This window comes from Marinobacter sp. es.042, from assembly GCF_900188315.1.
Lineage (GTDB): Bacteria > Pseudomonadota > Gammaproteobacteria > Pseudomonadales > Oleiphilaceae > Marinobacter.
In genome coordinates this window covers 447,943-470,462 of record NZ_LT897781.1, presented here as the reverse complement: position 1 = coordinate 470,462, position 22,520 = coordinate 447,943, and the positions used below count along the sequence as shown (strand labels likewise).

15 protein-coding genes are annotated in these 22,520 nt (G+C 57.0%); 4 read left to right on the top strand and 11 right to left on the bottom strand.

Annotated elements, in window-relative coordinates; all coding sequences use genetic code 11:
- Positions 1 to 73 precede the first annotated feature (73 nt).
- Positions 74 to 2,158, top strand: a complete 2,085-nt coding sequence (locus tag CFB02_RS02340) for an EAL domain-containing protein (protein WP_088556714.1) — start codon at positions 74 to 76, stop codon at positions 2,156 to 2,158.
- Positions 2,159 to 2,169: 11 nt separating this feature from the next.
- Here CFB02_RS02340 and serB read toward each other — a convergent pair whose 3' ends face one another.
- A complete protein-coding gene (gene serB, locus CFB02_RS02335; protein WP_088556713.1) occupies positions 2,170 to 3,402 on the bottom strand; it encodes a phosphoserine phosphatase SerB in 1,233 nt (410 codons plus the stop codon).
- On the bottom strand, positions 3,395 to 5,704 hold the full coding sequence (gene parC, locus CFB02_RS02330) for a DNA topoisomerase IV subunit A (protein WP_088556712.1): 2,310 nt from the start codon (positions 5,702 to 5,704) through the stop codon (positions 3,395 to 3,397). The genes serB and parC overlap by 8 nt, the downstream gene beginning before the upstream one ends.
- Positions 5,705 to 5,982: 278 nt before the next feature.
- On the opposite strand from parC, the gene CFB02_RS02325 reads away from it, so the two are divergent.
- Both CFB02_RS02325 and CFB02_RS02320 read left to right on the top strand, forming a co-directional pair.
- On the top strand, positions 5,983 to 6,225 hold the full coding sequence (locus CFB02_RS02325) for a hypothetical protein (RefSeq protein WP_088556711.1): 243 nt from the start codon (positions 5,983 to 5,985) through the stop codon (positions 6,223 to 6,225).
- A gap of 126 nt (positions 6,226 to 6,351) precedes the next feature.
- Positions 6,352 to 7,989, top strand: a complete 1,638-nt coding sequence (locus CFB02_RS02320) for a methyl-accepting chemotaxis protein (protein ID WP_088556710.1) — start codon at positions 6,352 to 6,354, stop codon at positions 7,987 to 7,989.
- Positions 7,990 to 8,023: 34 nt separating this feature from the next.
- Here CFB02_RS02320 and CFB02_RS02315 read toward each other — a convergent pair whose 3' ends face one another.
- The gene (locus tag CFB02_RS02315) at positions 8,024 to 8,605 is read right to left on the bottom strand and encodes a YceI family protein (protein ID WP_014577815.1); all 582 of its coding nucleotides are present in this window, start codon (positions 8,603 to 8,605) and stop codon (positions 8,024 to 8,026) included.
- 67 nt (positions 8,606 to 8,672) lie between these two features.
- Positions 8,673 to 9,218 (bottom strand): cytochrome b, encoded by a 546-nt coding sequence (locus CFB02_RS02310; RefSeq protein WP_088556709.1) that lies wholly within the window; start codon positions 9,216 to 9,218, stop codon positions 8,673 to 8,675.
- A gap of 525 nt (positions 9,219 to 9,743) precedes the next feature.
- Here CFB02_RS02310 and CFB02_RS02305 point away from each other — a divergent pair.
- Positions 9,744 to 11,030, top strand: a complete 1,287-nt coding sequence (locus CFB02_RS02305; protein WP_088556708.1) for an EAL domain-containing protein — start codon at positions 9,744 to 9,746, stop codon at positions 11,028 to 11,030.
- Here the strand turns inward: CFB02_RS02305 and CFB02_RS02300 are convergent.
- The 7 genes from CFB02_RS02300 to CFB02_RS02270 form a co-directional block, all read right to left on the bottom strand.
- Positions 11,025 to 12,803: an SLC13 family permease gene (locus tag CFB02_RS02300; RefSeq protein WP_088556707.1), complete on the bottom strand. Its 1,779-nt coding sequence runs from the start codon at positions 12,801 to 12,803 to the stop codon at positions 11,025 to 11,027. The genes CFB02_RS02305 and CFB02_RS02300 overlap by 6 nt on opposite strands.
- Positions 12,804 to 12,898: 95 nt before the next feature.
- Complete coding sequence (gene parE / locus CFB02_RS02295) at positions 12,899 to 14,794, bottom strand: DNA topoisomerase IV subunit B (protein ID WP_088556706.1); 1,896 nt, start codon at positions 14,792 to 14,794, stop codon at positions 12,899 to 12,901.
- Positions 14,795 to 14,861: 67 nt separating this feature from the next.
- Positions 14,862 to 15,335, bottom strand: a complete 474-nt coding sequence (locus CFB02_RS02290) for a protease complex subunit PrcB family protein (RefSeq protein WP_088556705.1) — start codon at positions 15,333 to 15,335, stop codon at positions 14,862 to 14,864.
- Positions 15,335 to 17,953 (bottom strand): S8 family serine peptidase, encoded by a 2,619-nt coding sequence (locus tag CFB02_RS02285; protein WP_088556704.1) that lies wholly within the window; start codon positions 17,951 to 17,953, stop codon positions 15,335 to 15,337. The genes CFB02_RS02290 and CFB02_RS02285 overlap by 1 nt, the downstream gene beginning before the upstream one ends.
- Positions 17,954 to 18,115: 162 nt before the next feature.
- On the bottom strand, positions 18,116 to 20,167 hold the full coding sequence (locus tag CFB02_RS02280) for a TRAP transporter large permease subunit (RefSeq protein ID WP_088556703.1): 2,052 nt from the start codon (positions 20,165 to 20,167) through the stop codon (positions 18,116 to 18,118).
- Positions 20,168 to 20,182: 15 nt separating this feature from the next.
- Complete coding sequence (locus CFB02_RS02275; RefSeq protein WP_088556702.1) at positions 20,183 to 21,193, bottom strand: putative solute-binding protein; 1,011 nt, start codon at positions 21,191 to 21,193, stop codon at positions 20,183 to 20,185.
- Positions 21,194 to 21,251: 58 nt separating this feature from the next.
- Positions 21,252 to 22,316, bottom strand: a complete 1,065-nt coding sequence (locus CFB02_RS02270; protein ID WP_088556701.1) for a hypothetical protein — start codon at positions 22,314 to 22,316, stop codon at positions 21,252 to 21,254.
- Between the last annotated feature and the right edge of the window lie 204 nt (positions 22,317 to 22,520).

Here is a 22,520-nt window from a genome sequence, read left to right as displayed (position 1 = left end):
GTTGTTATTGATCGGCAACCCCTGCATCATTCAGCGTTAGTGAATGAACCGTGTATCACGAGATGCCCTTCGAATGCAGAAAAAGAACGCGACCGTACACCTGCTGATTCTGGATCCATCGCAAAACGATGCCGAATCACTGGTCAGCCTGCTCCGTAACTCCGGCAAGGCTACCCGAGCCCACAGAATCACCTCGGAAGAAGATCTGGAAGAAACGCTCAAGGCTGGAAACTGGGATCTGCTTCTGGCCCGCGACCTGGAGCAGGAGTTTTCGGCCGACGACGCCCTCGCCATGATCCGCCGGATGGACAAGGACATTCCGTTCATTCTGCTGACGGAAGAAGAAAGCCGGGAGCGCACAGTAGGGATAATGAAGGCAGGCGCCCAGGATACGGTGTCGTTCGAGCACACCGATCTTATTGTGCTGAAGGTCAATCGTGAGCTGGCTGCTCTTGACGAACGTCGCCGGCGCCGTGTTCTGGAGTCCCATCTGCGGGAAGCGGAACAGCGGTGCCAGTTGCTGCTGGAAAGTTCCAAGGATGCAATTGCCTACATCAATGATGGCATGCACATCTACGCCAACCAGTCGTATATGGAGTTTCTCGGGTACGATGACATCGACGATCTCATCTGCGTTCCGGTGCTGGACACCCTCAATCCGGAAAGCCAGGAGAAGTATAAGGAGTTCATGAAGTCGTTTGCCGAAAAGGGCGAAGACGGCATGACCATGAATTGCATGGCTCGACGCAGCGACGACCACGAACTGAACGTGACCATGTCGGTCTCGGCCGCCACCTACGACGGTGAGGAATGCACGCAGATCGTTCTGCAGCCGGAGCACAGCGATGCGGAGCTGGAAGAAAAGCTACGCCAGATCAGCAGCCAGGACCTTCTGACTGGACTGTATAACCGTCAGTACCTGATGGATGCACTCGCTGAAGCAATTGCCAACGCCGGCAAGAAGAATGAAACCGGTGCACTCGCCTACATCGCCCTCGATAACTTCATGAGCATGAAGGGCCAGGTGGGCATTTCCGGCGCAGACCTTCTGCTTGGCGATCTCGCAAACCTGCTCAAGGAGCAGGCCGGTGACGACCTTGCCCTGGCCCGATTGAGCGATGATGCCTTCAGTCTGCTGAGTCAGCCCTGCGATGAATCTACCATGGCAGGACACGCCAAGCGCATCCGCAAGGCGGTTGAGGACCATCTTTTTGATATCAATGGGCGCACGGTCCAGCTGACCGTGAGTATCGGTGTCGCCGCGATTACCGAGAATTCGCCGAAGGCCGAGGAACTCATGGCCAGGGCGCATACAGCATCGGCGGAAGTGCGCAAGCTCGAGGGTCATGCCGAGGGCAACGGTGTGGTGGTCTACAACCCCGCCGACTTCGAGGCTCTGGATCAAAGCAATTCGGTGGAAGCGATTCAGAAGGCCCTGGAAGAAAACCGCTTCCGGCTGCTGTTCCAGCCAATCATCAACCTGCGTGGCGAAGGCGAAGAACATTACGAGGCCTTCGTGCGCATGCTCGACAAGGACGATGAGGAAGTTTCGCCCTATGACTTCCTGCCGCCAACAGGCCCGAGTGACACCGCGATCAAGATTGACCGCTGGGTCATTCTGCAGACCATCAAACAGCTTTCCAGCCATCGCTCACGGGGCCACGATACCCGCCTGTTCCTCAATGTGACGGCCGAAACCCTGCAGGATAAAACCTTCACTCCCTGGCTGAGCGTTGCCCTGAAAGCCGCACGGCTGCCGGGCGATTCCCTGATCTTCCAGATCCGGGAAGGCGATGCCAACAATTACATGAAGCAGGCGAAAGACTTCACCAAGGCGGTTCACGAGCTTCACTGCAAGGTATCCATTTCCCAGTTCGGCTGCGCCCTCAATCCGTTCAACACCCTGAAACACATCGATACGGACTATGTGAAGATCGATGGCTCCTTCACGGAAGAAATCCAGAAGAGCGACGAGGCCAAAGAACAGGTCAAGGAAATGGTCAAGAGCCTGCAGTCCAGCGGCAAGCTCACCATCATCCCGCTGGTGGAGAATGCCGGCGTTCTCGCCACCCTATGGCAGGCTGGCGTGAACTATATTCAGGGCTACTACCTGCAGGCACCAGTACCTGAAATGAACTACGACTTCGGCGACAACTGAGCCTGAACGGCTCAGAAGTCGGCGTTTTCCAGACTCTGGTTGGTTTCGCTCTCACGGAAACCAATCAGATACAGGATTGCATCCAGCCCCAGCGTCGAGATCGCGTGGCGGGCTGACTCCTTGACCAGGGGCTTGGCGCGGAAAGCCACACCCAGGCCGGCCTGGCTCAGCATCGGAAGGTCGTTGGCGCCATCACCGACAGCAATAACCTGTTCCCGGGAAATATGCTCTTTCCCGGCGATTTCCAAAAGCAGTTCTGCCTTTCGCTTGCCGTCGACAATCTGCCCGGAAACCTTGCCTGTGACCTTGCCATCCTCAATCTCGAGTTCATTGGCGTAGATGTAATCGATACCGAGTTTGCGCTGAAGGTGGCGCGCAAAGTAGGTGAAGCCGCCCGACAGGATTGCGGTGCGATATCCCAGCGCCTTGAGACTGAGGATCAGGTGCTCTGCACCCTCGGTCATCCGCAACCGCGAGGCGATTCCCTCGAGGACCGATTCATCCAGGCCTTTCAGAAGTGCCAGGCGCTCGGCAAAACTCTGGCTGAAATCCAGCTCGCCCTGCATGGCCCTTTCGGTAATTTCTGCTACCTGCTCCCCGACTCCGGCCTCCGCAGCCAGCTCGTCGATCACCTCGGCCTCGATCAACGTGGAATCCATGTCAAAGACCACCAGCCGACGATTGCGGCGGAAGATGGAATCTTCCTGGAAGGCGATATCCACATTCATTTCGCCAGCGATGTGCAGGAAATCCGCCCGAAGTTTCTCAAGATCTGATGGTGTGCCTCTTACCGAAAACTCGACACAGGCGATACGATTGTCTGCGGCATTCAGCGAGGGCCTGGCAGACAGGCGTGAGATGTTATCGATGTTCAGACCATGACGCGCCGTGATGGCGGAAACCCGGGCAATCTGCTCGGCTTTGATATCCCGGGCAAGCAGCGTCACGATATAGCAGGCTCGGTTCCGGGCCGCGGCCCAGGATTGGTACTCCTCGACGGTGATCGGAGCGAACCTGACCTGCAGATCCAGAGCGTGTAGCCGGAACAGCAGGTCACGAATGACGGGCGAGGATTTGGACTCATCCGGAATCTCGATCAGGATGCCCCACGTCAGGTGGTCGTGGATCACCGCCTGGCCGATATCCAGGATACGCACATCGTAGCGCCCCATGATGCCGGTGATTTCCGACGTCAGACCCGGCTTGTCACGCCCGGAGACATTAATCAGGACCAGTTCACTCACTGTCGGCACCCTCGCTATCAGAGCCCGCCTCTTCCTGGGCCCGGGCGGCAGAGGGAATCACGTCAATGCCATCCACCCGCTGTAGCCCTCTGGGCAGCTTGTGGCCGCGACGGCCTCGTTCACCGAGGTAGTGTTCAAGATCACTGAACTGTAGCCCCATCTTGCGCTTACCAGCGCGTATCTCCAGCTGGTCATCCTCGGCAAAGACTGCTACTGCCACCACATATTCTTCACGGCTCTGAACCCTGGCAGAGGGAATGCTGATGATCTTGTTGCCTTTACCCTTGGCCAGTTCCGGCAATTCGCTCAGCGGGAACACCAGCATCCGTCCCTCGTTGGACACCGCCCCCAGATACAGCGCTTTCTCGGTCGTCGGTATGGTCAGTGGGGGCATGATCCTCGCGCCCTTGGGGACACTGACTACTGCCTTGCCATTGCGGTTCTTGCTGATCATGTCGTTCAGCGACGTAACAAACCCGTAGCCACCGTCGGTAACCAGCAACGCCTTACGGGACGGATCTCCCATCAACAGGCCTGAGAAACTGGCACCGGAGGGCGGGTTGATGCGCCCCGTCAGCGGCTCACCCTGGCCTCTGGCGGATGGAAAACTGTGAGCCATCAAGGAATAGGCGCGCCCGGTAGAATCCAGGAATATCGCCTGCTGGTTGTTCCGTCCCCGAGCCGCGAGGGAGAAACGGTCACCGGCTTTATAACTCAGACCTTCCGGCTCAATGTCATGCCCCTTGGCGGCGCGAACCCAGCCTTTTTCAGACAGCACAACCGTAACGGGGTCGTTCGAGATCAGGTCCACTTCACTGAATGCCTTGGCCTCCTCACGCTCGACTATCGGTGAGCGACGATCATCGCCAAAGGTCTCGGCATCGGCTTGCATCTCGCTCTTGATAAGTTCTCGCAGGCGATCCTCGGAACCCAGAATGGATTGGAGCTCATCCCGTTCAGCCGCGAGCTCATCCTGCTCGCCCCGGATTTTCATTTCCTCAAGCTTGGCCAGGTGACGCAGCTTCAGTTCGAGGATGGCTTCGGCTTGATCGGCGGACAACCCGAAACGGGCCATCAGCTCGGCCTTGGGTTTGTCTTCGGTACGGATGATCTCGATCACTTCATCAATATTGAGATAAGCAATCAGCAAGCCTTCCAGGATATGCAGGCGAGCGAGAACCTTGTCCAGACGGTGCTGGAGCCGGCGGATGACAGTGGTGCGTCGGAAGGTCAGCCACTCGGTGAGGATCTGGTGCAATCCCTTAACGCCCGGTCGGCCATCGTTGCCGATCACATTGATGTTCACCCGATAGGTTTTCTCCAGATCGGTACTGGCAAACAGGTGCGCCATCAAACCATCCAGATCAACCCGGTTGGATCGGGGCACGATCACCAGGCGGGTCGGGTTTTCATGATCGGATTCGTCACGAAGGTCCGCCACCATCGGTAGCTTCTTGGTCTGCATCTGATGGGCAATCTGCTCCAGAACCCGGTTGCCAGAGACCTGATGCGGCAGATCCGTAACTACGATCTCACCACTCTCGCGGATCCAGCGGGCCCGCATCCGCAGCGACCCGCGACCGGTCTCGTACATCTGCCGGATGTCCTTGCGCGGGGTAATGATTTCCGCCTGGGTCGGAAAATCCGGGCCCTTGATGTGCTCGCAGAGTTCATCAACCGTCGACTCCGGCTGGTCCAGCAGGCGTATACAGGCTGCCGTGACTTCCCGAACGTTATGCGGCGGGATATCCGTGGCCATACCAACGGCGATACCGGTGGTCCCATTAAGCAGAACATGGGGCAACCGGGCCGGAAGCACTGACGGCTCATCCATGGTGCCATCAAAGTTGGGCACCCAGTCCACAGTTCCCTGCCCCAGCTCTCCCAGCAGAACTTCCGCAAACGGCGCCAGGCGGGATTCGGTATAACGCATGGCAGCAAAGGACTTGGGATCGTCCGGGGAGCCCCAGTTACCCTGCCCATCAACAAGAGGGTAGCGATAGGAAAAAGGCTGAGCCATCAGCACCATGGCCTCATAACAAGCACTATCACCATGGGGATGGAATTTACCCAGCACATCGCCAACGGTACGGGCAGACTTCTTGTACTTCGAGGTGGATTTTAGCCCCAGCTCCGACATGGCATAGACAATTCGTCGCTGAACCGGTTTCAGACCGTCGCCGACATTGGGAAGTGCCCGGTCAAGAATGACGTACATGGAATAATCGAGATAGGCCTTTTCCGTGTAATCCCGGAGCGCAACCCGCTCGAAACCTTCATCCGTTGTCTGAAACTCTGGCATGGATGCCTCTTTGATTGCCTGTATTGCCTGATTTGAATGGTGTCCGTGATGCTACTCCCTGCGCCCGGAATAATCACCGGTTCACAGGAGCGCACATTATATGGAGCAAGGCGCCGATACACCAACAACCTGCGGATTTATTGGCCAAAACCGGTCGGCTGTCGCACAGACGACTGATTCCAATAGCGGAATTCCCGCATGGAGAGTCCATAAGGTGAGCCGTATTCTGCATTTCAGTAAATAGAAGACCGTTTTACTTCTCTAACAAGCGGAACACTATGAAACCCAACATCAAAGCCTGCGGGCAAGCCATGGTGACAGCCCTGGTAAATGCGGTTCTGGCGGTGACGCTGATGCTACTGGTTGAGTTTGCAATCAGCGGCAGTTTCCAGGTTCCGGAGACCTATCTCTGGGCAGGGTTACTGATCTGGGTCGTTATTTTCGCGGGACAGTTCTGGCGCCAGAGGCACCTTTGCCGATCCGGTGACACTCACCGGGAATCACCAGACCCTTCCAGATAACCTGTCCATGCTCCCGGCGAGTCACTTCTAACTGATCGGGAGCAATTTCTCTAATGTTTCTCAAATCAACCGTCTTCCCAGTGCTATATTTGGCAATAAGCCATTCTGGCAATGCGGGAGAGACGTATGGATTTTGGTAAGCGCCTGGGACTCCGGGTAAAAATTGCTTTGCCTTTCGTTATCACGGCTGTCGCCCTGGTTATTATCGGACTGTTCGCTGTCAGTACTGTCCGAAACCTGGTATCCGACACTGACAATATTGCCGACACCTATCTGCCTTCCGTCAGCGAAATCCTCAACGGCGACCGGGATCTCTACCAGGCGCTGGTTGCCCAGATGGCCTATGTGGACGCCCAGTCCAATAATGAAGATGGTGAGAATTACCTGGCCAGTTTTGATGAGAATGCCGGCCAGGCCCTGGACCGCTTCAACACAGCAGTTGGCAGACTTGAGGGTACGGGCGTCTCCGACGTTGCTCGAGGATTCGACGCTGCCTATGAGCGCTGGCTGGGATCCGCCCTACGGGTTCTTGAGCTGGCAGAAACAGGAGACCCGGAGCAGGCAAGAGCCCTGGCAGCCAGCGAAACCAACAACTTCTTCGACAATCTCAGGAATTACTTCGACGAGGTCGGCGCTCACGCAGATGCCCAGGCCCAGATTCGCGCGGGTGAAGCCTCTGCAGAGGGCCAGAGCAGCTCGGTCACCATCCTGCTAATCACAGCCGTCGCTATCCTGATCAGTATTGGGCTGTTTGCCGTGTTCCTGAAAATGATCATCAGCTCTATCGCGGCGCTTCGGGATCAACTGGACAATATTGCCCAGGGTGAAGGCGATCTGACCCAGCGGATCCCTGTGGAGATGGATGATGATCTGGGCAAACTCGCAAAAAGCTTCAACCTGGTTCTGGAGAACCTGCAATCCATGATTGGTTCCATCCAGCAGTTGACCCGGGAGCTTGGCACCGGAGCTACAGATCTCGCCCGGGCGGCGAAGGACAATAATGATGGCGTGACTCGACAGACCGACTCCATTTCCATGGTCGCCACAGCCATAAACGAAATGCAGAGTGCGATCGAAGAGGTTGCCGGTAATGCCTCAAGAGCGGCCGAGATTACCCGCGACGCCGAAGAAAAAGGCAAGAACGGCGCACGAATTATCCGCAACTCCTCAGAGCAGGTGCATCGTTTGGCCGCACAGATTTCAAAAGCTGTGGAGGTTATCCGTAAGCTATCTGACGATTCCGACAACATCACATCCGTGCTGGACGTTATCAGGGGCATCGCAGAACAGACCAACCTGCTGGCGCTGAATGCTGCCATTGAGGCGGCGCGAGCCGGTGAGCAGGGACGCGGCTTTGCTGTGGTTGCCGATGAAGTGAGGACCCTGGCACAACGGACCGGCCAGTCGACGGAAGATATTCAGAAAATGATCACAACGTTGCAGGCTGGCGTTGCCGATATCGTGTCGGTGATGGAAACGGGCAGCAAAGAGGCGAGCGAAACCGAGAAGCTGGCCACCGATGCGGAGTCTGAACTCAAGGCCATTCTTGAAGCCATGGCCAATATTGCAGACGTGAATACCAGTGTCGCGTCAGCCACCGAGGAACAGACTCAGGTCGTGGATGAGATCAACCGCAGTATCACCGAGATCAACGATCTGGCTACGGAGAGCGCGAGCCGGTCGAGGGATATCGACGGAATTAGTGAATCCCTGGAAGGCTATGCGAGAGAACTGGAGACTCAGACCGGCAGATTCCGGGTCTAGGCCCGGAATCTGACAGTGGCAGGGTCAGCCAGTATTACTGCCGGATACCCTCGACAGAAATGATGATCTCGACGGTCTCGGAGGCCTTTCCGAGATCCATCGGGATACCGAAATCCTTGAGGCGAAGCTCGGTTTCAGCTTCAAAACCCATGCGGTAGCCACCCCACGGGTCTTCCCCGTGGCCCAGCATTTCCGCGTCAAGGGTCACTTCTTTGGTCACACCACGGAGGGTCAGGTCGCCGATGATGTCGGCCTCGCCTTCTTCATCCAGAACAACGCGCTTGCTCTTGAAGGAAGCCTCAGGAAACTCGTCGACGTACAGGAAATCTTCACTTCGAAGATGCTTGTCCCGCTCGGCGTGATTGGAATCCACGCTCGCGGTGTCAATCGTGACGTTAACGGTGCTGTTTTCCGGGTTCTCGGCGTCGTACACGAATTCGCCGTCGAAGTCGTTGAATCGACCGTAAAGCCAGCTGTAGCCAAGATGAGAAATCTTGAAGGTTATGAACTGATGGGCGCCCTTTTTATCAAACGCATAGGTGCCACTGTGTTCGTTAGCATTGACTGCACCTACAAGCGCCATCGACACGGCCGAGGCAAGCAGAACTTTTTTCATGGTTATCTCCCTTATTGCATTGGTGCCCGACTTCCGGGCGTAAAACGATAACTAAACGGCCGGCCAGTCACTTCCCTAACATACGCCGTAATGTGCGGTCGCGATCAAGCAGATGATGTTTGAAGGCGCCAGCCGCGTGAATGGCAGCAAGACCGACAATGGCCCAGGTGGACCAGTAGTGAACGGTTCCGGCGGTGTCTTCCATTCCCTTTATTTGGCCAGTAACTGATGGCACTTCAAACCAGCCGAACACGCTGATCGAAGACCCGTCGGCGGTCGATATCAGGTAGCCGCTGACCATGGCGACGAAAATTAGCACGTACAGGAGAAGGTGGGCCGCATGGGCGCTTCGAATCTCCCAGCGCTTGTGGCCGTCCAGCGGATCCGGCGAAACATTCACCGATCTCCAGACCACCCGGAAAAGCATCAATAAAAACAGCAATATGCCAATGCTTCGATGAATATCCGGACCGCGGCGGTACCAGTCGTCGTAGTAGGACAAATCCACCATCCAGAAGCCGAGGCCGAACAGGCCGAAAACAGCCAGAGCAACGACCCAGTGATTCACGATGGTTACAAGACCGTAGTTGGCTGAAGTATTCCTGATTTGCATGATGAGAATTCACCCTGTTCCCTGGTTACATCGTTGAAGCCAAGTCTAGAAACTTGGTCGTGTGAAAAAAATCAAAATCTTTTGCAGCGTTACATCAGAAATTCTGACCATTCGCCCGGGCTTTTGCCTTTGGTCGCATAGGGGTTTTACGGATTGTTCAAAATTATAGCAACGATAAACTTAGCCCATACTTGAATGCCCCGTCTGGGGCCTCATTGACCGAGAGGACAGGACATGGAACTCGAATTCGACGAAAGCGTGGTTGTACCCAGTAATAACTGATTCTCTGGCGGTCCGTCCGGACCGCTGGGCTCCCCTCTCTTCTTTCCTCTTGCAGACCCTCGAAGATACAAACCGTTTCCAGTTTCTATATGAAACAGTGGTAATAAATGCGTTTTTTTGGCAATCTTCCTTCCCACTATCAGTAACTCCCCGAATTTTCTGGCGAAACCTGTACTGATAAAAGACAGTTCGGGCGCCAGACTAGGGCGACTGATGCGTTCGTTAAATCAACCAGAATCATCTATGTCGAGACGCCTCCCTGAAACGCTGACAGCTCCGGAAGTGGACCTGTTGTCTCCTATGCTGAACAGGAACGGTGACACATGGACCGCAGATTTTCGCGGACTGACGTTGAGAACAGCGCTCCAGCCGATTTACAGCATTTCACACAAGCGTATCGTCGGCTATGAGGCCCTGATCCGGGCCTTTGATACGGATAACTCCGCGGTACTGCCGCTGCACCTGTTCCAGCTACCGGCCTCCGAGGCGGAGAACCTTCTCCTTGACCGCCTTTGCCGCTATCTGCACATACGCAATTACAGCGGCATCCGCGATCAGCTGAACTGGCTGTTCCTCAACGTTTCGCCGCAGGTGGTAACCAGCGGCAGCCAGGCCGATTCGTTCTTCGGACAGCTTCTGGCCAAAACCGGCCTACCTCCACACCGGATTGTCATGGAAATTGTTGAGCAACCCACAGACGACGCCGAAAGGCTTCGGGAAACGGTTGCCTACTACAAGAAACTGGGCTGTCTGACGGCCATTGATGATTTCGGTGCCGGCCACTCCAATTTCGAGCGAATCTGGAACCTGTCACCCGACATCGTGAAACTGGATCGAAAACTGCTTACCCGTGCGACAGACGATCACAAGGCACGCCAGATTCTGAACGGCATCGTGTCACTACTGCACCAGTCCGGCTGCCTGGTTCTTCTGGAAGGCGTGGAAACCCGGGATCAGGCAATGATTGCGATCGATGCGGGCGTGGATTTCGTTCAGGGGTTCTATTTCCGCAGACCGAGCACAGACCTCGACCAACTGACCCACTCACCCGCCGATTTCGATCATCTGTTGCAGGAATACAAAACCCGCAACCAGGTTACCCTGGACCCTACCCGGCAACTGGTGGACTTTTTCAGTGGCTTTTTCAACCACGCCATCACAAAGCTCCGCAGCGGGATGAGCATGCAGCAATCCTGTCTGGAATTGTTGAACCACCCAGCCGTTTCCCGCTGCTATCTGGTCGACGACAAGGGCGTTCAGATGGACGACACCCTGGTTTCCGATGCGGGCACACGCAGTATGGACCCGCGTTTCAAACCCCTGGAGAGCACCAGCAGCGCCGACTGGTACCGCCAGCAGTACCTTCGCCAGGCGCTGGCTCAACCGGAAAGTCTGCACGTAACCGCCCCCTACCTTTGCGTTACCGGAGCCTACATGTGCGTGACCCTGTCACTGGGGTACTTTCAGGACGGCAATCTTCAGGTGCTTTGCTGCGACATTCTCGCCAACCCGACCGAACAGCGCTCATAGACCGGGAGTGATGTCGTAGACCAAGGCAATAACCACAACGGTAACGGCACCAACAAACACGTTCATGGGTAAACCGACCCGCACGAAATCACTGAACCGGTAACCACCAGGCCCGAATACCATCATGTTGGTCTGATACCCCAGCGGCGTGGCAAAGCTGGCGGACGCGGCCATCATCACCGCGATCACAAACGGCTCCGCGGCCACACCCATACTGTTCGTCATCGACAAAACGATGGGAATGACCAGGACCGCCGCCGCATTGTTGGTAATAACCTCGGTCAGGACCGACACCACGAGATAAACCAGCAGGATCGTTAACAGCACGTCGCCCTGACTGAATTCAAGGATGCCTGCAGCCACAAAGCCTGCCGCTCCGGTCTGCTCCAAGGCCCCGCCCATGGCAAAGGAGGCCGCAATGGTAAGGATCACCGGCACATCCACGGACTTCTGGGCCTGGCCGACCGAGCAGCAGCCGGTGAGAATCATTCCTGCGGCGCCCAGCAGGGCCGCGTTAAGCATACTCAAGGTGCCACAGGCAGCGAGACCCACCAGCACCAACAGGATGCCCCAGGACAGCCACGCCCGGTCATGCCGGGGCGTCTCGGTTTCCAGGTCGTTAATGAGCAGGAAGTCCTTGTTATAGCGCTGCCGGCTGACAAACGCGGGGCGGGCTTCGAGAAGCAGCACATCGCCGGGTTTGAGGCGGATATTCCCCAGGTTGCCGGAAACACGCTCCCCACCCCTGGCAACGGCCAGCACAACAGCACCGTAACGGTCCCGGAACCGGGCGTCGCGAATGGTCAGCCCCAACACATCGGACTGGGGCGATAATGCCGCTTCAACCAGACGCCGTTCCGCCCGATCCTTGCTCAAACTCGGCTCGTCTTCATGGACTGACGGGACGATACCGTTGATCCGCAGGAGGTCGGAAATGGCCTGGGTATCACCGGCAAACACCAGACGATCGCCACCCCTGAGCCGCTCCTCCGAGGGCACCGCCGTAACCACGCTGCCATCGCGTTCGATCTCAACCAGATACAATCGCTCAAGCTCCCTGAGCCCGGCTTCACCGACAGTCTTGCCGACCAGCGGTCCGTCGAACGACACCGCGACCTCCAGGGTAAATTCCCGCATGGAGCCAAATTTCTGCTGATCCTTACGATCCGGAAGCACCCGGGGCATAACCAGCAGCAAAGCGGCCACGCCGATGACCGCCACCGGCAGCCCGACCGCCGTGATCGAGAAAATGGAGAAGCCCTCCTCGCCGGTTAGCTGCTGGTACTGGCCGTTGACGACCAGATTCGTGCTGGTGCCGATCAGTGTCAGGGTACCCCCGAGAATGGCGGAGTAGCTCAGGGGAATCATCAATTTGGACGGTGAGATACCGATCTTGCGGGACCACGCATGCACCGCCGGAATCATGGTGGCGACAACCGGGGTGTTGTTGAGAAAACCACTGAGAAGGGATACCGGGAGGGCAATCCGTGCCTGGGCAGAACGAACGGTCTTGGGATTGCGAAGCAGGTGATGCACCAGCAGATCGACACCGCCGGAATGATGAATGCCCGCAGCTACCACAAACATGGCAACCACGGTGATCAGACCACTGTTGCTGAACCCGGCGAGCGCCTGGTCCGCGGACACAATCCCGCTGGCACTGAGCACCACGAGCACCCCCATCATCACCAGATGGGGCGCAAATCGCCCTGCACTCATCAGTATCAGCGCGGTGCCTGCGAGGCCCAGCGCAAACCAGCCCTGCCAGTCCATCAACGGTTCTTCCCGATCAGAAAACTGGCAGGATAACGACTTTGCAGAAGACAGAGAAAGAATAAAGGATACTTTTTATAGCATCTTATCGAATATTAAACTTCGATGTCCGCCATGTTGCCGTAGGTCTCGAGCCACGCCCTTCGATCGGATGCGCGCTTCTTGCCCAGCAACATGTCCATGCGGCTATCGGTATCATCCCCGTCTTCGATGGTCAGCATGACCAGGCGACGGGTGTCCGGGGCCATGGTGGTCTCACGCAGCTGCAGCGGGTTCATCTCACCCAGACCCTTGAAGCGGGTCACCGAAATCTTGCCCTTGCGCTTCTCCGCGGCAATACGGTCGATAATGCCCTGCTTTTCATGTTCATCCAGGGCGTAGAAGGTTTCCTTGCCCAGATCCACCCGGTAAAGCGGCGGCATGGCAACGAACACATGGCCGGCGGCAACCACAGGGCGGAAGTGTTTGACGAACAACGCGCACAGCAACGTGGCAATGTGGAGGCCATCCGAGTCCGCATCAGCGAGGATGCAGATCTTGTTGTACCGAAGGCCATCCAGCTGGTCAGAACCGGGATCTACACCAATGGCAACGGCAATATCGTGAACTTCCTGGGACGCCAGGATCTCGCCGGAATCAACCTCCCAGGTATTGAGGATTTTCCCCCGAAGCGGCATCACCGCCTGAAACTCCCGGTCCCGAGCCTGCTTGGCGGAACCACCTGCAGAATCACCTTCTACCAGGAACAGCTCGGACCGGGCGGTATCCCCACCGGAACAGTCCGCCAGCTTACCCGGGAGTGCGGGGCCCGAGGTGACTTTCTTGCGGGCCACCTTTTTGCTGGCTCGCAGCCGACGCTGAGCATTGCTGATGAAGAGTTCGGCCAGCGCTTCTGCCACATCGGTATGCTGGTTGAGCCAAAGGCTGAAGGCATCCTTTACCACACCGGAGATGAACGCCGCGGCCTCACGGGAAGACAGACGCTCCTTGGTCTGCCCCGAGAACTGGGGCTCCTGCATCTTGAAGGACAGGACGTAGGCTGCCCGTTCCCAGATATCTTCCGGAGAGAGCTTAACGCCGCGGGGTAGCAGGTTGCGGAACTCGCAGAACTCGCGCATGGCTTCAAGCAGGCCGGTACGCAGCCCGTTCACATGGGTGCCGCCCTGGGCCGTGGGAATCAGGTTTACGTAGCTTTCCATGATCGCTTCGCCGCCCTCGGGCAGCCACTGGATGGCCCAGTCCACCGCTTCCTTGTTCCCGGAAAAGCTGCCGGTAAACGGCTCAAGCGGCACAACCTCGATATCGGCCAGGGCCGTGCGCAGGTAGTCCCGCAACCCGTCCTCGTAAAACCATTCGTCTTTTTCGCCGGTTTTTTCCTGGAGAAAGGTAACCGTCAGGCCCGGACACAGAACCGCCTTCGCCCTCAGGTTATGGCGAAGCCGGCTAACGGAAAAATTGGGGCTGTCGAAATAGGTTACGTCGGGCGTGAACTTCAGGCGGGTACCGGTGTTGCGCTTGCCTACGGTATCGACCACTTCAAGCTCAGACGCCTTGTCGCCGTTGGCGAACGTCATCCGGTGCAATTGGCCATCGCGCTTGATGGTTACTTCCAGATTGGTGGACAGTGCGTTTACTACGGATACACCGACACCGTGGAGACCACCGGAAAAGTTGTAGTTGCCCTGAGAGAATTTGCCGCCGGCGTGCAGGCGGGTAAGGATCAGTTCAACGCCAGGCAGGCCTTCCTCTTTGTGCAAATCCACCGGCATGCCCCGGCCATCATCTTCAACGCTCAGCGAGCCATCGCTGTACAACACCACGTCGATGCGTTTGGCGTGCCCTGCCAGCGCCTCGTCCACACTGTTGTCGATAACTTCCTGCGCCAGGTGATTCGGCCGACTGGTGTCTGTATACATCCCCGGCCGCTTTCGCACCGGATCCAGGCCGCTCAGTACTTCAATAGCATCGGCGTTATATTGTTGCTGGCTCATGGGCAGGAACTGACTCCGCGATTGATATGAAAAGCTGAGCCATAGCTTAGGGATTCGTGAGGAAAGATCAACGGTTGTTTTCGGCGCGGGTGATCTGGATATCATCCCAGCCTTCAGCGGTCACCGCGATGACCGCGCAGGGGGTGGTCAGGGCCTGGGTGACGATGGTGCCGGGGGCGGGTTCAGCGACTCTGACCCTCAGCTCCAGGGTTCCGCCACGGATCTCAGAGGAGTCAAGGGTGACACTGTAGCCGCCGGTTGGCTTCTGGCCAATTGAAGCCAAAACGATGTGTTCTCTTTCAAACTCAATAGTTTTGAGCGCCTCGAGAGAGAGGTTTCGCCCGGGCAACGCTTCCAGCTTCTGAACGTCCTGACGGCTTGCCAGATGAACATGGCCGGGAGCCGTAAGGCCACAGTGCGCCGACTGCGTGATCTGGCGTGCTAGCGGCCCACCTTCTGCGGTTTCCGAACGACTGCTTGCACATCCGGATAGCATCAGCATTACTGTCAGAAGACAGATAGCGCGAAAGTGAATGGGCATCAACGATTGACCTCCAGGTTTCTCACCGGCTCAGCAGCTGTGCTCCCACGGTTTTTCAAACGATAGCCCTCGAAGCCGATTCGGGGCAAACCCATGGAAGCAATGGTCGGGCGCCGGAAGCTTGTGCTCAGGGTGACGCCGGTGACCCGCTCTTCCCCGATGACGATCTTCTCTGGCAAGCCATTTACCGGGTACTCGGCACAAGCCTCGCCGCTCTCACAAATAAAGCCATTGTTGTCCATGTCCGTTCCGGCCACCAGGAAATACTCCCCGGGTTCTATGTCGTCGAAGGAGAAGCTGTAACTTCCATCGCGGGCCGTCACCACGCGCTGCTCGATGGTTTCGCGGCTTTCATCAGGGCTTACCAGCAGTACATAGTGGCGACCGGCGTCTCGCTCATCAACCAATTCCCTGAGGTCTATCGAAACTGGAACCTTCAGGGTTCCGGTTTCGCCACCAGCACTGTAGTCAATCTGAATCGTCGTCGCATAACTCTGCCCGTCAACGACATTTTCCTCCAATGCCGAGACGGCCACCGAGCTCGGCAGAGAGTTGCCAGCTGAAAGCGCCGGATCGAGAGAGATCAAATTTGGATCGAAGGCAACGTTATCAACCACGACCGATTCGCCTTCGGGATAAACGGTAAAATCAAGCTCGCTATTGAAGCGTGCACGGTCAAACTCGATGGCAGAAGGCGAAGAAAGGACTATCGTGCTCACGGATCCGTCCAGAGCCGCGTCAACTGACTTGAGCGCATTTATCAAACCAGCACCATATTCGGTACTGTTGCCTAAGTTCTCTGTCAGCACACCACTGACCATCCAGGCCCGAAACTGGCCGGGAGTAACTCCCTCAGGGTTTGCCCCTTTCATCAAGGCATAAACGCCTGCAACGTGCGGAGCAGCCATTGAGGTACCCTGTAATCCTGCATAGGAACGGATAAAGTCACCACCATCATCAACCCCCCAGGTGCTGATGACCAGGTCGGCGTTACCATCCAGATTCGCGTCTCTGGTCGCATCCCCGCCCGGCGCAACAAGATCCACTGAACCACCAAAATTGGAGTATGAGGCGCGCACCTTCCCCGCATCGACGGCGCCAACGCCAATAACTCGCTCAAAGGCCGCTGGATAGGTCAACTCATCTGTACCCTGATTGCCAGCCGCAGCGACAACCAGCTTTCCATTTTCATCAGCCCGGTTTATGGCTGCTTCCAATACTGTGCTCGGACCAACCCCTCCGAGACTCAGGTTTATGACATCGATATCGGGGTTGTCAGCAGCCCAATTTACCGCTGCGACAAGGTCATCCAGCGTGCCCGCCCCATCACGCCCAAGCACTCTGACGGGCCAGAGTGTTGCTGCCGGCGCAACGCCCTCCACGCCGGCAGAGTCCTGCAGCGCAGCTACAATGCCCGCAACATGGGTTCCATGGAAGTTACTGCTCTGAGGTTTACCGTCACCCGGATCAGCCGGGTTGTTGTCGTAGCCCAAGGGGTCATTGAACTGTGGATCGATGTCCACTTCAGCAGACACATAATCGAGAATTCGTCCGGAATTGAACGGAATGACATTAGTGTTCAGGTCCAGGTGCCAATCACCATAGGTTTGCGGAGTGGATGTGAACAGGCCGGTATCCATCACAGCCACTCCAACCGAGTTACCAAGGGTCGGCGCCGCTTGCCAGGCAAGGGGCGTACTGATGAGAGGCAGATTCCATTGCAAAGATGACAGATCCCGGTCCGCCTGAGCCCGGTAGATATAGTTTGGCTCTGCCACCTGCACGCCCGGCTGCGACTTCAGATTGGTAATCCAACGAAGCGTCTGGTCCCGCAGGGCCCCGGAAGCGCTGGACGATTGGGAAGCGACGACACCAACAGGCTCACGCCTTACTAACCAGGCCCCCTGCCCCAGTGATTTCGCAGAGGAGGCCGACAAGGCTCCCGCGAGGCCCTGCGGATCCAGGCGCCCCTGTTCTTGCTGCGACATCACCACAATGGCCTCGTCCGGAACAAACTCCGGCTGGCTGTAATAAGAGCTCGGAAAATTGGTGACGCCGGTTGTCGAAACAGACAGCACGTACCGGAATGGACCGCCACCGGCTGTTCGGAGGCTTATCTCCGCGGGCCCTTCTGCGCGTGCAGTGACCATCAAAGCTGTATCGCCGGCACCGGAGTCTGAGTCCGAAACGCCGCTCTGATCAACCGACAGGCTAATCGAGGGCGCTAAAAAATCAGAATCCCCGAAAACCTGAACGGTAATCGTGCTTCCCGCTGCGAGATCCGCGCGGAATGTATCCTGCTGGTCAGCGAAATACTCGAAGATAAACTCGCCGGAATCGGGGTAGATGCCTGAAGTAGCGCTCAAATAGCCGCCCAGAATACCTGTTGAAGGCACTAACTGGGCGGTACTGAAAGAATCGTTGGACACTGCTTCATTGAGCCGACTGTCATCCGCCGTATCCGAGTCCACTCGCGTGCCGCTTTCGATGGTAATGGTGCCGCCAAGACCGGGCTCCTGAGCATCCAGAACATCGCCACCTCCACCTCCGCCGCAACCCACCAGGGAAAGCAGAACAAAGGAAAGCGGGATCAATTTTGAGGGGGCATGTGAATTCATAGTTCAGGCCACTGGCAGCAGATCGATTTTATTCCATAGGGTATAACAAACACGCACCCATTAAGTGTGCAGTTTCGTTCAAACTACGCTTCCTTTTGGATTCCAGATGCAAAAAGCCGCCTGAGGTTCCCCCCAGACGGCCCTCATCCTCTCAATTTGATATTAAAACGCGTAGAACAACATCGGCACAAAGGCAACGAACAAGAGTGTTGGCCCCATTACTGCCAGAGGCAGCAGCAAGCGCTCATAGCGATGCCAGAAAGACCCAGTGCGCTCTGCCGCCAGCACTTCGGTCTCACCCACCACCTGGCGGGTGAGCAGGTGGTTCAGCGCCACTGGCGGGCTCAGGTAGCCGAGCTCGAATGCCACCAGACACACAATCCAGAAGTGCAGCGGATCAATACCCAGCTGGATCGCCGGCTGGGCAATGGTCGCCGATACCAGGATGACCGCGCCGAACGGGTCCATAACCATGCCTATGATGGTGAGCATCACGACGATCACCAGCATGGCGATCCAAGGGCTGGTCAGGTCCTCCGGGAAGAGCGCATGAACGATATCGGAACGCTCCAGGATTCCCCCCAGGCAGATGGAAAAACCGATCAACGCCAGCAGCGCGCCAATGTGCACTGCCGAATCGCTGGCAGCGGCCGAGCTGCGTGCCCAGAACACCTGGGAACGGCTCTGGCCCTGCTCCGCACTGCTCCGACCGGAATCGAGCAGTACCAGACCCAACATAACCAGTGGCAGGATCAGCGGAGCACTGTATTCGTTGAACTTCAAGCCGAGAACACCCCAGATCGACAGGATAACCAGAGCTGCCACGGCCACATAAGGCAGCAGAGCCTGGCTTTCCGAGAGAGCCGCACGGAAAGCGCCCGGCGCCGGACGGGGCTTCCAGTTCCCCTGGGTCTTGCAGACGATCAGTGAAAACAGCGTCGCCGACATGATGAAGACCCAGAAACCCCAGCTGTACATCTCAGTGGTTGTCACTTCCTTATTAAGAGCCGCCACAACAACGATCAACAGGCATGGGTTGAGAACCACGCCGAGGCTTCCCGACATGGCAGTCGTTGCCAGGGAAAGCTGGCGCCCTGCCCCGGCCCGGCGCAGCTCGTCATACACAACACCACCCACGGCCAGGATGAAAATGCCCGATGCGCCGGTGAAGGCGGTCGGAAACGCCGTTGCGAAGATAATCACCGAAGCCAGCATCGGCGCTGGCAGATTAAAAGGTTTGATGAGATTGAGCAGGAGCTCGGGAATCCTGGTCTGCTTCAGCATCATGCCCACCAGCACATAAAGGCCGATATTGATGAACATGGATGACAGGTTGGACATCATTCCAAAGTAGATCGCGAGGCCCGAGGCATACCCGTCTACCAGGAAGAAATAACTCATGGCGATCAGGCCCATGGCACAGTACAGAGGAATCACCAGACCGGACGAGACGGAAAGACCGCCGGGGCGGATACGTTCCGGAACGTTCAGGAAGCGCGCTGCATTGATCACCATGAAGAGGCCGAAGACCCCGCCCCAGGCATATTGAAGGCTCATCGTACCGTCCGAACCCGGCGACGTGGAAAGCTTACCCAGGTAAGCGTTCAGCGACAGCACCATCAGACCATTAACCACAAACTGCACACCCTGGCTCAGCCGCCATTCAGCTCGATTGCGGGGCAGGCGCAGCGCTATGTGGTCCGTGTCCAGTGCAGCGATTGCCGCCGCCATCGCGAACATCGCAATGAACAGGTACTTGGTTAGCTCAATGTTCTCCAGCAGGAAGTTCGCGAATCCCTGCTCTACCGTCTTGAACACCCCAAGGGCTGGCGTGGCGTGGGCCAGGTTCTGTTCATAGACGTCGTATTGCTGCTGGCAGAGTTCCAGATTGCTCTGCAGCGATTTGCGGATGGCATCGGGATTGGGTGGTGAGCTGAACAAATCATCGGGGTCGGGCTTGTAATTGGCCACCCGGCGTTCAACTTCGGCATCAACATCCATTTCCAGCTGACAGGACGGCTCGGTCGCATCGGGATTCAGCAGATAATAGTTCGGCCAGGTCTGTTCTCCGACCCAAAGCAAACGGGAATGGAGCGAGTTGCCCATCCCCAGCAGCAGGGTAAACAGCAGGAGAAGCAGCAGAACCGCCCCGTACATGCGATGTACGGGGTATAGGGTCCGTGCTGCCGGAGCGGTAATTGCTCGCCAGTTCATGATGGTTCCGCCCTGTTATTCGCGGTTGGCCGCGGTGCACTCGGCTGCAGCAGGGTTACTTGCACAGCGGATCTTGCTGAGCAGCCCCATCATTTTCGGGTGATACACATCCGGCGCACCGTTCAGGCCATCGCGCATCTCGATCCGGTTCTCCCGGAACATTTCCTGATAGCCGCGGATGTCTTTTTCAGGAATGCGCACCCATTTTTCTTCGGGAATGGCTGCTTCCTGACCTTCAATCAGCCCCATGGCCTGGGGGAACATATTCCAGGCAACTTCACGGGCTTTCTGGGCGGTGTCGTCGTCCAGCACGTCATCACGGGCAACCATCTGAAGCGTCAGCTGTGCCAGCGGATAGTCCACAACCCCGCCGCTCTCGCCGATGCCCTTATAGAGTTCCAGAGCTTCGTAAGCAAAAGCCGGCGCATAGGCGGTATCCACCGAACCGTTGTTAAACTTGCCGGCGAAATTGGTGATGTCGGAGGGCACGACCGTGGCCTTGACGAAGTTCACCATGTGAATCGCGTCTTTCTGATAGTCGAGGGTCGCCATTCGCTTGCCCGCCAGCTCGCCGGCGGTATCAATACTGCGATCATTTACAAACAGGTAACCGGCACCCACCGGTATGATCCCGAGCACTTCGTACCCGTTATCTTTCATCAATGGCGCGGCTTTCGGCTGGACGAGCGTGGCCAACAAGGTTTTCAGGTTGTCGTAGGTGGGCAGCGCTCCGACGGCACTGATGCTGCCCGTGAACTTGTTGAACGGGCGAATCCGGATGTCCGTGGCGGCAACGGCATCGCATTGTCCGGCGTTAAAATCACCGATCGCCACGCCCTCATCGGTGTAGGGTTTCAGCTCGAAATCCACGCCGTGGCCCTTCATCTCAAGCGCATAATCTTTGACGAAGTTGTAAAAGTCCCCATTGGCGCCGATCACATCGAACACGCACATGGAAACAGACTGCGCCGATGCGAGCGGAGCGGCGGCCACCAGGGCCATGGCAGCGAGGGATTTGCGGATCATATCGACCTCCGGGTCATTCTTGTGTTTGTCAGTTTTCAGAGGATGTCGGCAACCTGCGTTACAGCAGGTCGTCCAGATTCATGGTTTCAACGTTCTCTGTTTGCCGCTCAGGGCTCATCCTGCCGAAGAAGGATTGCGGCGTCCGATAGCCGTAATTGGCGGTCCAGTGTTTGTCAGAGGAGAAGCGCACCACACCCGCCGCAACTTCATCCACCAGACGGTAATCGTCCCAGACCTCCATAGTTGCATCGGCCTCAGCGAAACTGGCGATGGCTTGCTCAAGCTTTTCCGGCCGACCAAAGGTTTCGGCGGCAACCGCCTGAAGCGCGTGCGGAACCCGCATGCCTTTCTCAACCCCCAGTTCCCGGCTGTGCTCAAGCACCTGCCAGGGGTCCGGCGCCAGAGCCGGACGGGTATCGGGCAGCAGCAGCCAGACCAGGGCACGGATGGCGTTTGGCATACCACCCCACTTTTCATTGTCCAGACAGGTGGCGGCACGCTCGGCCTGAGGAGCGATGTTCCTGGGGACTCCGGCGATGGCGCCGGAATTGGCATCGTTTACGATTGCCTGCATACCGGTCAGCAAGCCCAGCAGGAAGGTGATTTCGTCCTGTTCGGTGAACAGAAAGGGGCACTCAAGGGGTTCAGCAGCGGGCTCAAACTCGTAGGCGGCCATCGCTCGTTTGAAGGAGGCATACCGGCGCTTCGCGGTCAGCGCATTCAATCGTTTTGCCACTTCCCTGGCGTCCTTGGCCGCTTCCACATCTCCCTCATAATCCGCTCTGAGATAGGCGAGCTCAGCCTCCCAGGCCTCGTACTCCGCACAATTGCCTGCCAGAAGCATCAAAAGAGAGCCGGTGCTGTCAGGTGCATCGGTGACCCGCGAGAAGGAATAGAGCAGCGGATCCACGCCCTCCCCCAGCGCACACGCCATCTGGGTGTCGGACATCTGCAACACGTAGGGCGTGGCTTCGCCCTCCGAATAATTGGAGAGCACAACGCCGGTGGTGGTGTAGATGGGGTTGGCCGAGCAACCTGTGAGTATGGCAACGGCTGCCAGCGAGAGAGCCTTGAGGCGAGCCGCAAAGACATGCGGTCCGAGCTTTGCCAGAGAGGAGATCATATTTCACCCTGCATCACGTTGTTTTTGTTTGCCCGATCTGAACTCGGTTTTTGTCAACGGGTGCAAGAATGCGGTGAAAACTGTCCTACAAAAATGGCTCGAATGCCGATTTTGTTATGCCGATCGGGCCAATGGCCCGGAAGGAAAGAAATTGGCCAGAATATTGTTGATATAAAACAATGACTTTTGAAAACGCCAATCCGC